The organism is Gemmatimonadetes bacterium SCN 70-22 (genome assembly GCA_001724275.1).
Classification (GTDB): Bacteria; Gemmatimonadota; Gemmatimonadetes; order Gemmatimonadales; family Gemmatimonadaceae; genus SCN-70-22.
On record MEDZ01000010.1, the window covers coordinates 95,554 to 110,979 of the forward strand.

At 72.9% G+C, this 15,426-nt stretch carries 11 protein-coding genes; 5 read left to right on the forward strand and 6 right to left on the reverse strand.

Going from position 1 to position 15,426, the window contains the following annotated elements; translation table 11 throughout:
* Positions 1-3: 3 nt before the first annotated feature.
* The gene (locus tag ABS52_07400; GenBank protein ID ODT03903.1) at positions 4-1,125 is read left to right on the forward strand and encodes a hypothetical protein; all 1,122 of its coding nucleotides are present in this window, start codon (positions 4-6) and stop codon (positions 1,123-1,125) included.
* 50 nt (positions 1,126-1,175) lie between these two features.
* On the opposite strand, the gene ABS52_07405 is transcribed toward ABS52_07400, so the two are convergent.
* The 6 genes from ABS52_07405 to ABS52_07430 all read right to left on the reverse strand — a co-directional run bounded on the left by ABS52_07405 (position 1,176) and on the right by ABS52_07430 (position 10,564).
* Complete coding sequence (locus tag ABS52_07405; GenBank protein ODT03904.1) at positions 1,176-2,315, reverse strand: hypothetical protein; 1,140 nt, start codon at positions 2,313-2,315, stop codon at positions 1,176-1,178.
* 51 nt (positions 2,316-2,366) lie between these two features.
* Positions 2,367-3,770 (reverse strand): hypothetical protein, encoded by a 1,404-nt coding sequence (locus ABS52_07410; protein ODT03905.1) that lies wholly within the window; start codon positions 3,768-3,770, stop codon positions 2,367-2,369.
* Positions 3,754-4,638 carry a hypothetical protein gene (locus ABS52_07415; protein ODT03906.1) on the reverse strand — a complete coding sequence of 295 codons (885 nt, stop codon included), beginning with the start codon at positions 4,636-4,638 and terminating at the stop codon, positions 3,754-3,756. Before ABS52_07415 ends, ABS52_07410 begins: the two co-directional genes overlap by 17 nt.
* A gap of 148 nt (positions 4,639-4,786) precedes the next feature.
* Positions 4,787-7,102: a hypothetical protein gene (locus ABS52_07420; GenBank protein ID ODT03907.1), complete on the reverse strand. Its 2,316-nt coding sequence runs from the start codon at positions 7,100-7,102 to the stop codon at positions 4,787-4,789.
* Between the two features lie 50 nt (positions 7,103-7,152).
* Entirely contained in the window at positions 7,153-7,635 is a 483-nt protein-coding gene (locus ABS52_07425; protein ID ODT03908.1) for a hypothetical protein, read from the reverse strand.
* A gap of 106 nt (positions 7,636-7,741) precedes the next feature.
* Entirely contained in the window at positions 7,742-10,564 is a 2,823-nt protein-coding gene (locus ABS52_07430) for a hypothetical protein (GenBank protein ODT03909.1), read from the reverse strand.
* Positions 10,565-10,783: 219 nt separating this feature from the next.
* Here ABS52_07430 and ABS52_07435 point away from each other — a divergent pair, with 219 nt between their 5' ends.
* The 4 genes from ABS52_07435 (at position 10,784) to ABS52_07450 (ending at position 15,414) form a co-directional block, all read left to right on the forward strand.
* Positions 10,784-11,398 (forward strand): hypothetical protein, encoded by a 615-nt coding sequence (locus ABS52_07435; protein ID ODT03910.1) that lies wholly within the window; start codon positions 10,784-10,786, stop codon positions 11,396-11,398.
* A gap of 637 nt (positions 11,399-12,035) precedes the next feature.
* The gene (locus ABS52_07440) at positions 12,036-12,554 is read left to right on the forward strand and encodes a hypothetical protein (protein ID ODT03911.1); all 519 of its coding nucleotides are present in this window, start codon (positions 12,036-12,038) and stop codon (positions 12,552-12,554) included.
* A 1-nt stretch (position 12,555) separates the two neighbouring features.
* A complete protein-coding gene (locus ABS52_07445) occupies positions 12,556-14,253 on the forward strand; it encodes a hypothetical protein (protein ODT03912.1) in 1,698 nt (565 codons plus the stop codon).
* A 21-nt stretch (positions 14,254-14,274) separates the two neighbouring features.
* Positions 14,275-15,414 carry a hypothetical protein gene (locus tag ABS52_07450; protein ID ODT03913.1) on the forward strand — a complete coding sequence of 380 codons (1,140 nt, stop codon included), beginning with the start codon at positions 14,275-14,277 and terminating at the stop codon, positions 15,412-15,414.
* The last annotated feature ends 12 nt before the right edge of the window (positions 15,415-15,426 follow it).

Genomic DNA, 15,426 nt, shown 5'->3' on the forward strand with positions numbered 1-15,426 from the left:
CGCGTGAAGGTCTTCGTCGTCACCAACGACTTTCCCCCGCGCATCGGGGGGATCAACGACTACGTCGCGCAGCTCGTCCGCCGCCTTCCCCCGGGCGACGTGACGGTCCTGGCGTCGACGTACCGCGGGGCGGCCGGGCACGACCGGGACTTCCCGCAGGAGGTGGTCCGGCTGCCGACGGAGATGATGCTCCCCACGCCGGGCGTTCGCCGCCAGCTGCATGCGCTGCTGCGCGCGCGGCGTCCCGACGTCGTGCTGTTCGGCGCGGTGTGGCCGCTCGGGCACATGGGGCCCGCCGTCAGGCGCAAGCTCGACATTCCCTACGGCGGCTTTGCCCACGGGCTCGAGCTCACCGGGGCGCTCGTCCCCGGGGTGCTGCGCCACATCGGGCACCGGGCCTCGCTCCTGACCGCGGTCAGCGACTGGGCCCGGCACCGGCTCGAGCGGGCCTTCGGCTGGACGGGGCGCATGGGGCTCCTCCCCTCGGGCATCGATACCGCGGCGTTCCACCCGGGGGTCGGCGACGCCGCCGTCCGCGCCCGTCACTCGTTAGGCGACACCCCCGTCGTCTGCTGCGTCTCGCGCCTGGTGCCCCGCAAGGGACAGGACATGCTCATCCGGGCGATGCCCCGGCTGGCGCGCGCCGTCCCCGGGGTGCGCCTGCTCATCGTCGGGAGCGGCCCCTACGACCGGTCGCTGCGCGCGCTGGCGCGCGCGACGGGCGTGGAGGGGGCGGTGACCTTCGCCGGCGCCGTCCCGTACGCCGAGCTTCCGGCCTACTTCCGCGCCGGCAACGTCTTCGCCATGCCCTGCCGCGCGCGGCGGATGGGGCTCGACATCGAGGCGCTGGGAGCGGTCTTCCTGCAGGGGCAGGCGGTGGGGCGCCCGGTCGTCGTCGGCGACTCCGGGGGCGCCCCCGAGGCGGTCCGGGACGGCGAGACCGGCGTCGTGGTGGACCCCGAGTCGCCAGATGCAATCGCGGAGGCCATCGCCCCGCTCCTCATCGACCAGGGGCGCGCCGAGTCCATGGGGCGCCGCGGCGCCCAGTGGGTGCACGACGCCTGGACCTGGGACGTCATGACCGAGCGACTGCAGACGATGCTCGCCGCCGCCGTCGGTCGCTGAGTTCGCGCGGCCGTCGTCGCGGCGCCTGCCGCCCAGACGGCGCCTGCCGCCTAGACGGCGACCGGGAGCGCCTCGCGCCGTGGCACTCCCGCCAGCGACTCGTACACCCCCTCCAGGCGACCGATGATCTGGTCCCAGCCGTAATCCAGCGCCCGCAGGGCCCCGCTGGCTCCCAGCCTCGCCGCCTCGGCGGGGTGGTCGAGGAGGTGCGCGATCCCCTCGGCGAGGGCGTCGGCGTCGGACGGCTTCACGAGGAGCGACTCGCGCCCATCGCGCGCCACCTCGCGGTAGCCGGGAATGTTGCTCGCCACCACCGGGAGCCCGGCGGCCATCGCCTCCACCAGCACGATCCCGAACGACTCGGCGCCGGTGGCCGGGGAGATGAACACGTCGGCGGCGCGGTGGTAGGTCGGGAGCGCTTCGTACGAGACCTTTCCCTTGAGGTGCACCCGCCGGCGCACGTCCGGCGGCAGCTGGTTGATGGCGTCGCGCTCCGGTCCGTCGCCCACCACGATGAGGCTGAGGTCGGGATAGCGGCTGGCCAGCTGGGCGAAGGCGCGCATGGCGAAGGGGAGCCCCTTGCGCGGCTCGAGGCGGCCGACGAAGAGGAGCTTGCGGCCGGCGGGGACGTCGTGCGCCGGGGTGGCCTGCGCGAAGCGCTCGACCTCCACGCCGTTAGGCAGGATCGTGACGTCGCCCTTGCCGAGCCGCCCCTTGGCGGAGTGGCGCGCGGCCTGGCTCACGGCAATGCGCCGGTCGACGCGCCGCCAGACCGGGCGCAGGAGGGGGGCGATCGCGGTGTAGACCCGCCCCTCCAGCGTCTCGCGCGCGAAGTACGAATGGAAGGTCCCCACCACCGGCGCCGGTGATGCCATCACCGCCTTGAGGCCGATGGCTGGGGCGAAGGGCTCGTGGACGTGCACCACGTGCGGGGCGAAGTCGCGCATGGCGCGCGACAGCCGCGCGAGTGTGCGCGGGGCGAGGGAGATCTTGGCGAGTGACCCGTTCGACCAGACGGTGAACGTCCCACCGACGATCAGGGTGTCACCCCGATGTCCGGGGACGTCGCCCGGCGCCAGCACGAGGACCTCGTGCCCGCGCTCCTGGAGGTGCCGGGTCAGCTGGCGGATGTGGATCTGCACGCCCCCGGGGGCATCCCAGCTGTAGGGTGAGACCTGGATGATCCGCATGCGGTCAGGAGGATAGGGGGGACGCGTCGAATGCGCGAGTCGTTGCCGAGCTCAGCCGCTGCGGGCGCCACGCTTTTCGGCGACCAGCGAGAGCGTCCCGGCGACGCCGGTGACGAGGATCGCCAGCCCAACCGCGGACAGCGACAGGCGATACGGTTCGTCGACGCCGAGGCGGCCGAGCACGTAGATCGTCCCGCCAACCGCGAGCGCCGAGAGCATGAATGCCCCTCCCAGGATGAGGTCCTTGGTGGAGAAGATGAGCGCCCGTGCAGCTGGCGGCGCCCCCTCGTGCAACAGCGTGTCCTGCGAGACCATCACGGGCGCCAGGAGGGCCCCGCCGACGAACGCGACCGGCACGAACATCGCGAACGAGAAGAAAACCCCGCCGAGGATCATCAGGAAGCCGATGACCGCGCTCCCCACCATGATCGTCTGGCGCTTGTCCCACCGGCTCCCGATCGTCCCCACCAGGAGCGAGCCCACGATCATCCCCGCGCCCAGCGTCCCCCCAAGGTAGCCGACCCCCTTCGTCCCGCGTCCGAGGACGGTCTGGACCGAATAGGTCATCGCGACGTAGACGGTGCTCGCGAACAGGGCCAGGGAGGCCAGCGAGGTGAACGTGAAGCGCATGGTACGGTCGCGCCACACCACGCCCAGCGTCCGCCCCACGTCCCCTACGATGGTCGAAAGCCCCCGTTTCACGACGAGATCAGGGGGGACGGGGATCGCGGCAGGGCGGTCGGCGACGCCGCGACCCTGAAGGACGATGGCGAGCAGCGTCAGGACCGACACCAGGTACGACGCGCCATCGAGGTAGAAGCCGGCCGCGAAGTCGCTCCACCCGAAGCGGCCCCAGAAGGCGAGCCCGATGATGACCCCCCCGCCCACGATCCCCAGCACCGTCGCGAAACGTCCCACGAAGGTGAGCGCCGCATTGGCGGCGAGGAGTTGCTCGCGCGGGACCAGCTCGGGGATGAGCGCCATCTTGGCCGCGTTGAAGAAGACGCCGAGCAGGAAGACGACGAACGCGACCGCATACACCGGCCAGAGGCTCCCGGTTGCCGCGAAGAGCCATGGGATGATCGTCACCAGAAGCGCGCGCAACGCGTCACAGGCGATCATCGTGGCGCGCTTGCTCCACCGGTCGACCAGGGCCCCCGCGATGGGGCCGAAGAGGATCACCGGTGCCGTGAACACGACCGAGAGCGCCGCGAGGTCGAGCCCCCCGCGGTTTCCCGTGGCGCTGGCGCCGACCAGGGCGATCAGCGCCATGTGATGCAGCTTGTCACCCAGCTGCGACACGGTCTGACCGGCCACCAGGAAGCCAAACCGCGGCTTGCGCAGCACCGTGTGGAGCGACGGCGACTCGGCGGAGGATGGCACCGGCGCCGGGCGCGCAGGGGACGCATCGCGCGGCAACGCCGCGACGATGTCAGCGTCAGGCGAGGGCGTCACGCGGCAGCCACTTGGGTTGGAAGACGTACCATTGATCCGGGTGTGCGAGCACGGCCGCCGCCAGCCGCTCGGCCACGCGTCGTGTGAGCGCCTCGCGGTCGCGCGACGCGTGGCCCGTGCCTTCGGCGATGATCGGGGGTTCCAGCTGGACAAGGTAGCGGGCCTTCCCCGATGTGGCCCGTGCAATGTGCCCGACCACGATCGGGGCGCCGGTGGCCAGCGCGAGCGTGGCGGGGCCCGTCGGGACCGCCCGCACCCCGTCGCCAAGAAAGACAGGCACTCCCTCGCCTCCCTCCCCCACCACCCGGTCGGCGACGAGGAGGACCAGCTGGCCCTCGTGCAACAGCCGCAACGCGCCGCGCACCCCGCGGCTGCGGGAGATGAGCTTCATCCCCGTCGCCTCGCGGTAGAGGGCGAGCGCGGCATTCGTCTCGGGATCGATCTCCTCGACCATGGCATGCACGGGATACCCCATCACCGCCAGCCAGGCTCCCCCCAGCTCGTACGGCCCGAGGTGGGGGGTGACCACCACCACACCCTTGCCGCGGGCACGGGCGGCGTCGAGGTGCTCGCGCCCGCTCACCGCCACGAGCGCCGCGAGCTCGCCGGGACGCATGGAGGGGACGCGGAACAGGTCCACCGCCGCGTCGAGGAGGTTCATCAACGTGCGCCGCGCCAGGCGCCGCCGCGCGGCCGGGGACACGTTAGGCGAGAGGTGGGCCTGGTTCTCGAGCAGCGTCGCGCGCCGCCCCCGCGCCACGGTGAACGCCACCGCTCCCGCCGCGCGCGCCACCCATCGCACCGGGGCGATGGGGACGACGCGGAGGAGCCGGACGGCGAAGCGCACGACGCGGGGGGCGGGGATCATGGGACCAAAGATGACTTGCACCGATGGGCGGTGGCACTCCCGGGACGCCGCGTGGGGGGCGCGACTCGCGGGGCGTGACGCCCCGCCGCGCCGCGCTCCCCGCCGGCCGCCCCCCGTCACCGGGGTGCAGGGGAGCGGCGGGATCCCGTCAGAAGCTGCGCACCAGCCGCACGTACACGTTGCGCCCGGGACGCACAAGGAGTTGCGGGTCGACGTGGGCGCGGTAGGCACGGTCCAGCACATTCTCCACGCCCGCCACGACGCCGACCGACGCCACCTCGAAGCCGCCGCGCACGTTCACGACGCCGTACCCCGGCGCCACCTTCTCGCCGGCCTCCCGTGCGATGCGCTCCTGCCGGCCGGCGGCGCGCCCCTCCAGCTCCACCCAGCGCCTGGACACGCCGGGGACGAAGCGGACGGCGAGCGTCCCCTCGAGCGGCGGGGTGGCCGCCAGGGGGGTCGAGGTCACGCGGTTCTCGCCGCGCACCCACGTCATCGCCCCTCGCACCCGCACCCCGGCACCGACGCCGAGGTCGCTCGCCGCGGTGAGGCCCTGCAACCGGGCCTCGCTGATGTTGGCGTACTCGCGCACCGGCTTGCCGCTGACGGAATCGCCGGCGGCCAGCCTGGGGGCGATGAGGTCATGGAGGTCGTTGCGGAAGGCGGTGACGGAGGCCGAGAAGCCCTCCAGCAGGCGCGGGGCGCGGTAGCCGAGCGTTGCCTCGAGGTTGCGGTTCGTTTCCGGGGCGAGCGTGGGAGTGCCACGATAGACGAACCCGTCGGGACGGAGGGCGATCCCATAGAGCTCGGTGGGATCGGCGACGCGGTAGCCCCACCCCAACGAGGTGCGGGCGTCGAATCCCCCGCCCAGGTCGAGGCGCGCTCCCAGGTTGCCGGTGGTGATCCAGTCGCGCGCGGAACGCTCCCCATCGGCCTGGCGCGACGCGCGGTCGACGCGCACGCCCGCGCTCGCGATGAGGGCGCGCGAGAGGGAGTACTCTCCCTGGCCGAACGCCCCGGCGTCCACGACCCGGACTCCGGGCCAGGTGCGGAAGACGAAGGACGTGGGCGTCCCGATCGTCCCGCCTGACGAGTTCACCCGGCGCGACTCGTTCCAGCGCGTCGCCTCGGCGTCCCACTGCGTCACGTCGACGCCGAGATCCACGCGGCTGCGCGCGAGGGGGACGAGTCGGAGCTGCGCGCGGGCACCGGACGTGACGGAGTGCGAACGGGCATCCGTCTGCGACCGCATCGAGGTGGGCATCCCGTTGGGCATCGTCATCGGCATCGTCATGTCGATGGTCATGTGGTGGTCGAGGCGCTGCAGGTAGGCGCGCGCCGACACGGCGTCGAGGCGGCGGCGCCCCGCCTGCCACCCGTAATCGAGGGCCACGGAGTGTCTCCCCTCGCTGGGGATCGTCGTCCCCGCCATCGCCGGCCAGCCGATGTCGCGCCCCTGGTACGACGATGCCGCCAGCGCGAGGCGCTGCGCCGCGGTGGGCGCGACGCCGACGGTGAGCGCCGCCGTCCCGTCGCGATAGGCCGAGCCGTCCACGCGCCCCTCGGGCGAGCGATAGTCGGCGTAGTCGGCCACGTCGAGCGACAGGGTGGCGTCGAGGCGTGCCTGGCGCAGGGCGACGGTGGAGCCTAACGAGGCCCCTGGCGCCGCCGATGCCCCGCCGGCGCGGAATTCCCCCGACCACCCGTCGCCGCGCGCGGGGCGGCGCGTGACGACGTTGATCACCCCGCCGATGTTCCCCGATCCGTACAGCGTGGAGCCCGGGCCGGCCAGGACCTCCACGCGATCGACGGTCGACGGGTCGATGGTCGCGAGCCCCTGGTCCATCCCGAAGGTGCAGGCGCGATTCACGCGGGCCCCGTCGACCATCACCGTCACCCGCTCGCCCCCGAGTCCGCGCAGCAGGGCGCGCGACCCCCATTCCCCCATCCGCTGCAGGGAGAGCCCCTCCACCCCCTCCAGGCGCTCGGCGAGCGACGAGCCGCCCCGCTCGCCCACCGCCGCGCGCCGGATGAGCGCCGTGCCTAACGCCGATCCCTCGCCCAGGTCGTGGGGCGAGGCCGCGGCGACGGTGATGACATCGAGCATGGTCGGGCGCGGCGACAGCGTCACGACCGGCGGCAGGGCGTGCGCCGCCACCGACAGGGTGCGGTAGCCGAGCCGCTGGAAGGTGACCAGGGCGGTGTCGTCGGCGACGCGAACGGCGAAGCGGCCGGCGGAATCGGAGTAGACGTGGAATCCCCCGCTTCCCACCAGGACGCCGGCGAGCGGGAGGCGGGAATCGGCCGCGACGACGGTGCCCGACCGGCGTTCGAGCGGCTGCGCCCCGAGCGGGACGAGCGCGGGCGCAATGGAGAGGGTGGCGAGGGCGAGGAAAGCGGCAGGAATGCGGGAGCACACGCCCCCACGCGCGGGGGCGAGCCCGCGAGGAATCAGCGGCAACATGAAGTCTCCTGGAAGGCACGGGAGACGCCGGCCCCATGCCGGCGTCGTCGTCAGGCGGCGGCCAGGAGGATGGGTGGTGCGGTGGCGGGAGGGAGGCGCCAGGTGATGCGCGTCGCCGGGACCACGACCTCGACCGGCCGCGACGCCGTCTCGTGCACGGGATCCGCCGTCCATGCTTCGCGCGGGACGAAGGCGGCGACGGCGAGCGGGGTGCACAGGCAGGCACCGGGGCACTGGCACCCCGGCATCGGGTTGCCCTCGTGCTCGTCCGTGTCGGTGGCGTGTGCGGCCGATGCGCCGTGGTGCCCCCTCTCGGCGTGGTTCGCCCCGGCGTGGTTCGCCTCGGCGTGGTTCGCCTCGGCGTGCGATGGAGCGGCGCTCGCACCGCGCGACGCATCATGCGCGGCGGCGGCGACGTGCGGGCACGACATCCCCGACAACCCGTGGAGGGTTGCCAGCATCGCGAGCGCGGCCACCAGCGGCCGCAACACGCGCCGTCGGAGGTCGCGCGGCGTCATGGCGGCATCATGCACGCGGCAGAGGGGCGCCCACAAGTCGGGAGAAGCGAGCCAGCGACGTCAGGTGAATCCTGCACCGCGGGGACCGCGATCGCGCAGGCGCAACGCGCGGACCCGGGCGTCAGCTACGCGTGGGGTCGGTGTTCAGGCGCGACAGGGCGCGCCGGGCCTCCTCGACGTACGGCTGCAACAGCGGGTCGGCGTTCCGCCACGCGTTCGCCACGTAGAGGTAGGCATCGATGGCCTTGGGCCGCACGCCCAGCCGTTCGTTCACGCGCCCGCGCTCCAGCATCCACATCACCCGGAGCGAGGGCCAGGCCAGGAAGTCCTGGTCGAGGACCGCGGCCGCTTCCCGGTCGCGCCGCGTGCTCGAGAGGAGCATCGCGAGGGGGAGGCGCGCCTGCCAGCACCACGAGGTGCAGCTGGAATCCGGGAGCGTGAGCGCGGCGATGGCGGCGGCGGTGTCGCCGCGGGCGAGGGCCTGCCACCCCGGGACGAGCGCCGCGGGGACGCCGGGGAGCCGGTTGCTGGCCGCCAGCTGCACCGCGCGGCGGAAGCGTGCGCTGTCGCCCCCCAGCGACCAGTACACCGCGCCGGCCGCGACGCGGCGCGCCGCCAGGGAATCGGCGAACCAGCGATCGAAGATGCGCCCCGCGCTGTCGGGGGGGATGACGCGCAGGAAGGCGGCTTCGAGGAACGGGATCGACTCGCCGCTGTCCGCCAGCGCCAGCGCGCCCGCCACGTGCCCGCGCAGCAGGAGCGCCCTGACGTAGGTCGCCGAGATGCCGCGGGCGAGCTCCTGGGGAATCCGGCCGGCGCGCACCGACGCCACGAGGGCGCGCGCCATCGCCACCTGGGTCTCGGCCGAGTCCATCACCGGGACCACGATGCTGAAGGCGGCCTGCAGCACCTCCGGCGAGGCCCTGGCCACCAGCGAGTCGGCCTCGTCGCCCGAGGGGCGATCGGGGGCGAGGAGGCGTTGCATCAGGCGGACCCCTTGCCCCTGCACGTCGTGCGGGTCGAGGGCGAGGTAGGCGGCGGCCGACGCGCGCACGGCGGCCAGGTCCTGGTCGTTGGCCGCCAGCTCGAGCTGGTGGATGTAGGCGGGGGCGAAGGCGGAGTCGAGGGCGATGGCTCGCTCGAATGCCTCACGCGCCGTGCGCATGGAGCTGCGCGACGGGAAGGTGAAGCGTGCGAAGTGATGGTGCACGTCGCCGAACTTGAACCACATCTCCGGGTCGTCGGGAAAGCGGCGGACCCCCTCGTCGAGCAGCGCCGTCACGCGCCTGACGAGACGCGTCCGGGTCGGCAGCGGGTCGCCCGGCTTCCACAGCATCAGGGCGGCGAAGATCGAGTCGGCGGCGACGAGGACGCTCTCGCGCGGGGCGAGCCCGTGGTTGAGCGCCCCGGCACGCAGAGCGTACTGGTACCCCTCGTGCGACACCTCCACTCCCGGCGTCAGCTTCCAGCTGAGCGCATTGCTGAGGTGGCGCAGGGCCGGGGCGAAGGTCGAGTCGAGGGCGACGGCGCGCTGGTAGTGGAAGGCGGCGGAGTCCCAGTCGCTGCGCCGATAGAACTGCTCGCCCTGCAGGTAGGCCTTGAGGGCGGGGAGGGAGGACGAGCCGAGCGAGGCGAGGCGGGTCGCGCCGATGGCGCGCGTGCTCCCCAGCTCGCGGAGGATGGCGACGGAGAGCGAATCGGCCAGGCGATCCATGCGCGAGGCCTCGTCGCGCAGCTGCACGTCGGTCGATCGGCCGGTGGTGGTCTCGAGGATGGTCGCGGTGACGCGCACCGAGTCCTTCCCCGAGGCGATGAGGCTCCCATAGACGACGATGCCGGCGTGCGTCCGCTCGGCGAGGAGGCGGGCGCCGCTGCGGTCCGTGCGCGCGGGGGCCCGGCGCATGACGACCGACGGGGCGACCGCCCGCAGGGGGCCCGCGCCGTCGAGGTTGGTGGAGATCAGGTCGACCAGCCCTTCGCGCCAGACCTCGAGTTCGGGGCCGATGGCCTCGAACGGGGCGACGGCGACGAGGTTGGGAAAGCGTTCGAGCCGCTCGTGGCGGCGGAAGGCGAGCCAGGTTCCTCCCGCCAGGAGCAACGCCGCGCCGGCCGCGATCGCGCCCCACCGGCGCCGCGCGCGTGGCGGCGCCACCGCGGCCCCCGAGGTGGTCCCCCCCAGCGCGGCGCGGAATTCGTCTGCCGACTGGAAGCGGTGGGCGGGGTCCTTGCGCAGCGCCCTGCCTAACGCGGCGGCCAGCGGCGGCGGCGTGTCGGGACGCAGCGCCTCGACCGCCTTCGGCGTGGCGTTCAGGTGGGCGCTCATGACCGCCAGCGCGGAGTCGCCCACGAAGGGGGGGGTGCCGGCCAGCATCTCGTAGCCGATCACGGCCAGCGAGTACAGGTCCGAACGCCCATCGATCTGCGAGTCGCCCGCCGCCTGTTCGGGCGACATGTAGCCCGGCGTCCCCACCGCCATCCCGAGTTCGGTGAGGCGCACCCCCTCGCCGCCGGGCGGGGGGGTACGCGGGCCGCTCAGGACCGACGAGATCCCGAAGTCGGCCAGGATGGCGTGACCGTTGGAGAGGAGGACGTTCTCCGGCTTGAGGTCGCGGTGGACGATCCCCTTCTCGTGGGCGAACGCGAGGGCGCTGGCGAGCTCGGAGAGGATGCGCACGACCTCCTCGATCGGGAGCTTCCCCTCGCGCTGCATCCGGAGGCGCAGCGACTCCCCCTCGATGTACGGGGTGGTGTAGTAGAGGAGCCCCTGGTTCGTCCCGGTGGAGAGGACGGGGAGGATGTGCGGGTGCTGTCCGAGGACGGCCGTGACCTGGAACTCCCGGCGGAACCGGGCGGCCATCACCTCGTTGATCAGCTCCGGGGCGAGAACCTTGATGACGACCGAGCGGTCGAGGGCCACCTCGGTGGCGAGGAAGACACGGCTCATCCCGCCGCCTCCCAGCTCGCGCTCGATGCGGTACCCGCTTCCGACAGCTGCCTGAACGCGTTCTCTCAGTTGGTTCACGAGGGGGAGGCCGAAGTCCCGGAAGCTAACGCGACTCGTCGAGCGTGCTATGCCACTGCCGCGAGGAGGTTCCGAACCGCCCGCGCCCGCCCCATGATTCCCCGCGTTCTCGTCTTCTCGTCTTCTCGTCTTCTCGACATCATGGGTCTCGAGACCAACTGCACCCTCGAGCGCGATCGCCGGAAGGTCGCGGGCAAGGCCCTGCTCGAGACCGACCATATCGCCTTTCGCGGCCGGACGCAGCGAATCACGCTCGCCCTGACCGAGGTGTTGCGCGTGGAGGTGCAGGGGGATGCGCTCGTGCTCGAATACGAGGCAGGGCCGGTGCGCCTGCACCTGGCCACCGGGATGGCGATGACCTGGCTCGCCCGGATCCGCAACCCGCGGTCGCTCATGGACAAGCTCGGGGTGAAGGAGGGGATGACGGTCGTGGTCCTCGGCGTCACCGATGGAGACTTTCTCCAGCAGCTGGAGCGGCGTGTGGGGCGCTACGCGACGCAGCCGGCGACGCCGTCCGACGTCATCCTGCTGGGGGCCGAGTCGACGGACGAGCTGGCTCGCCTGGCGGCGCTTCGTGCGGTGCTGGTGCCCAATGGGGCCATCTGGGTGGTGCACCGAAAGGGGAAGGAGGCGACGTTGCGGGACGTCGACGTCTTTGCTGCCGGGCGCCGGGCCGGGTTGGTGGACAACAAGGTGGTGGCGTTTTCGGCGACTCATACGGCGGAGCGGTTGGTGATCCCACGCAGCGAGCGATGATCCCGGCGCGGGCGCCGTGCGGACGCCGAGCGAGCGCCATGCGGGCGCCGCCCTTGAGCCGGCAGTAGTGCGACGCCGCGGCATCACTGGTCGAAGTTCAAGCAGGCGTTAGTTGCGCGCAAGTAATTGTGCGTCTTGCAGTTGTGCTATTTCGACAAACGGATGTATACGCTGTCGCCATCCGTGATCGCACCGCGTCGCACCGCGTCGCACCGCGTCGCACCGCGTCGCACCGCGTCGCACCGCGTCGCATCGCGTCGCATCGCGTCCCACCGCGCGCCTACCCCGCGCCCCCAGCGCGCCCACCGCGCTCCCGGACCCCCCCCGATCCTGCCCCGGCGCGCCGGCGCCTCGGGAGTCGCGCGCCGTATGGGTCATTCGACCGATACGCCCGGCGGTGAATCGCCGCAGACTCGTGCGAGCCAGCCGCGTCGGAAACTTCCGAAACTACCGCATCCCGCGATCCGTTACATGCAAGTGCTTGCTTGCACATCCGGTTAGCGCCGACTAATTCTCGCCGATTATGCCGATGGATAACCGAGAAAAGCTCCTCCAGGCCGCGAGTCGGGTCTACGCCGAACTTGGCTTCCGGGGAGCAACGACCCGACGAATTGCCGACGAGGCGGGAGTCAATGAAGTGACGCTCTTTCGCCTCTTCGGCTCCAAGGCGCAGCTGATCGCGGAAGCGGTCACCTGCCAGGATCCGATGGGGCACGTCACTCTCCCCGAGGAGCCCGGCGATGTGGAGCACGAACTCACGGCGTGGTGCCAGGCGCACCTGCACGCCCTGCGACAGCATCGATCGATGATCCGCCAGACGATGGCGGATCTCGACGAGCACCCCGAGATGGGGCCGCACCTCTGTCGCGGGCAGACGCCCCACTTCAACGAGCTGGTGCAGTACGCCACCCGGCTCGTCGAGCGCCACCCCGAGGGCGAGGGGGGCGACGTGGTGGCGGCGTGCTCCTTCCTGTTCAATGCGTTGTTCTCCGATGCCATGGGGCGCGAGATCGTCCCGGGTGTCTTTCCCCAGCCCGAGCACGAGGCGCCGGTGCGCTACGTCCGCACCTTCGTGCGTGCCCTCGGTGTTCCGATGCCGTCGCCCCTCGCGTCCGTCCGCGCCACCGGCGCGCCCTCGGCCGGCGAGGCGGCGTGAGATGCGACTCGACTCCATCCTTCCCGATTCCATGAAGTCCTTGCACCTGGGCGTTGCCCTGGCGGCGGCGCTGATGGCGGTGTCCGGCCGCGCCGCGGGCCAGGCGGCTCGCCCCCTGTCGCTCGAAGACGCGTTGCGGCTGTCACAGGCGCAAAGCGAGGCGCTGCGCATCGCCGGGGCCGGCGTGATGCGCGCCCGCGGCCAGCAGCTGCAAGCGCGCGCCCAGTACCTCCCGCAGGTCAACGGCTCGATTGGCTACACGCGGACCCTCGCCACGCAGTTCTCGGCGCTCTCCGATGGCAGCTCGCCCGCGCCGCCCCCCACCGTGCCCCCCGTCCCCCCGCACGACACGGTGACGTACTTCCAGCCCTGCTCGCGCTACCTCGCCCCTGCGGGGGCGGCGGATGCCGCGCGCATCGCCGGGCTCGAGCTCTTCTCGCGCTGCTCGTCGAGCGGGGGGATCGACTTCTCCAAGGTCGGCTTCGGCGCCCAGAACCAGTACCAGCTGGCAGCCACCGGCTCCATGACGCTCTGGTCCGGCGGGCGCGTGCAGGCGCAGAACCGCGCCGCGAGCGCGGGGCGCCGCTCGGCGGAGATCGAGCTCACCTCGCAGAAGGCGCAGCTGGCCCTCGACGTCACGCAGGCGTACTACGACGCGGTCCTGGCCGAGCGGCTGGTGGCGATCGCCGAGTCGTCGCTGGTGTGGACCGAGGGGACGCTGCGGCAGACCACGCTGGCCCGGCAGGTGGGGAACCAGTCGGAGTTCGAGCTGCTGCGGGCGCGGGTGACGCGCGACAACCAGGTCCCGGTGGTGCTGCAGCGCCGCACCGACCGCGACCTCGCGTACCTGCGCCTCAAGCAGCTCCTCAACCTGCCGCAGGGCGAGCGGCTGCAGCTGACGAGCGGGATCGACGAGCCGGCCGAGCCGGCCACGCTGCGCTCGGCCGCCAACGTGGCGCCGTCGGCGCTGGCGGGCGAGGCCGACACCAGCGTCTCCAGCCGCGCCGCGGTGCGCCAGCTCGACCAGGCGCTGCTGGCGCAGGAGGCGCAGCTGACCATCGCCAGCCGCGAGTGGGTGCCGAGCATCAGCGTCTCGTCGGCGTACAGCCGGGTGGCGTTCGGGCGCGGCGCCCCGCCGGCGTGGGGCAACTGGCTCAACAACTGGACCGTCTCGTTAGGCGCGAGCTTCCCGCTGTTCGCCGGCGGGCGCATCCGCGGCGGCGAGCTGGTGGCGCGGGCCGGCGTCGAGGAATCGCGCGCCCGCCTGGACCAGGCGCGCGAGCTGGCGGCGCTCGACGCGCAGCAGACCCTCGCCCAGTTGCAGCAGGCGGAGGCCGCGCTGGCGGCCAGCGCGGGGACGGTCGAGCAGGCCGCCCGCGCCTACACCATCGCCGACGTCCGCTACCGCGAGGGGATCTCGACGCAGATCGAGCTTTCCGAGTCGCGGCTCAACCTCGAGCAGGCCCGCATCAACCGGGCGCAGGCCGCGCGCAACCTGCAGGTGGCGCGCATGCGGCTGGCGTTGCTCCAGGACCTCCCGTTAGGCGGCGGCGGCGCGCTCGGCGGTGCCGCCACGGGAGGCGGCTTCGCCGCCCCGGGCGTCACCGGCGGCGGGCTGGGCGGCGGCATGGGCGGCAGCGCACCGCAGGGCACGCGCATCACCACGCAGCAGGCATCGACTTCCCAGGTCCCTCAATAAATCGCGGAGCCAATTCCTCCCATGTCAGTCATATCGAAGCAGTTCACGCAGCGTGTGCCCGCGATCGGGGCGCTTCTCCTCGCCGCCGCGTGCGGGGGAAGCGAGGCGGACGCCAGGGCCAAGAGCGAGGCGGCCGCCCCGGCGGCCACCACCGTCAGCGCGGAGAACGTCGCCGTGGTCGCCGTCGAACGCATCGCCACCGGCCCCGCCATCTCCGGGGCGCTGGCGGCCGAGCGCGAGGCCACGGTGCGTGCGCAGGTGTCGGGCTCCGTCCTCTCCACGCACGCCGACCAGGGGAGCCGGGTGGGCGCGGGAACCCTCCTCGCGCGCATCGACGACCGCACCCTGCGCGACCAGTTCCTCGGGGCGCGCTCCGGGGTCACGACGGCGCAGACCGCCGCCGACATCGCGGCCCGCGAGCTGGGGCGCGCCGAGAAGCTGGCCGAGGCCGGCGCCATCGCCGATCGCGACCTCGAGGGGGCGCGGCGCGCCAATGCGGCCGCGCAGGCGCAACTCGACGACGCCAAGGCGCGCCTCACGCTGGCGCAGAAGCAGCTCGACGACGCGCAGGTCCGCGCCCCGTTCGCCGGGGTGGTGAGCGTGCGCTCCGTCTCGGCGGGCGACGTGGTGCAGCCGGGGACGGCGCTCTACACCGTCATCGACCCGCGCAGCATGCGGCTCGAGGCCAGCGTCCCCGCCGCGCAGCTGGCGAGCGTGAAGATCGGGGCGCCGGCCACCTTCACGGTCACGGGCTACCCCGGCAAGACATTCGCGGGCAGGGTCTCGAGGATCAATCCGGCGGCTGACCCGACCACGGGACAGGTCCGCATCGTGGTCTCGATCCCTAACGAGCGAAGCGCCCTGGTGGCCGGGCTCTTCGCCGAAGGGCGCACGCAGGCCGAGTCGCACGACGCGCCGGTGGTGGCGGCGAGCGCGGTCGACGTCCGCGGGGTGCGCCCCTGGGTGCTCCGCCTCAAGGGCGGCGTGGCCGAGAAGGTCGAGATCGAGCTGGGCCTCAAGGACGAGGCCAGCGAGAAGTACGAAGTGCTGAAGGGGGTCGCCGCCGGAGACACGCTCCTCGTCGGCGCCGCGCAGGGGATCACCCCGGGGACGCCGGTGCGCGTGGGCGCACCGAACGACTCGGCGAAGACCAGCAACTAGGCGACACCACCC

Coding starts and splice junctions, on each gene's coding strand:
- ABS52_07405 (ODT03904.1), bottom strand. CDS start 2,315: ATGCGGATCATCCAGGTCTCACCCTACAGCTGGGATGCCCCCGGGGGC.
- ABS52_07415 (ODT03906.1), bottom strand. CDS start 4,638: ATGATCCCCGCCCCCCGCGTCGTGCGCTTCGCCGTCCGGCTCCTCCGC.
- ABS52_07420 (ODT03907.1), bottom strand. CDS start 7,102: ATGTTGCCGCTGATTCCTCGCGGGCTCGCCCCCGCGCGTGGGGGCGTG.
- ABS52_07430 (ODT03909.1), bottom strand. CDS start 10,564: ATGAGCCGTGTCTTCCTCGCCACCGAGGTGGCCCTCGACCGCTCGGTC.
- ABS52_07435 (ODT03910.1), top strand. CDS start 10,784: ATGGGTCTCGAGACCAACTGCACCCTCGAGCGCGATCGCCGGAAGGTC.
- ABS52_07445 (ODT03912.1), top strand. CDS start 12,556: ATGCGACTCGACTCCATCCTTCCCGATTCCATGAAGTCCTTGCACCTG.
- ABS52_07450 (ODT03913.1), top strand. CDS start 14,275: ATGTCAGTCATATCGAAGCAGTTCACGCAGCGTGTGCCCGCGATCGGG.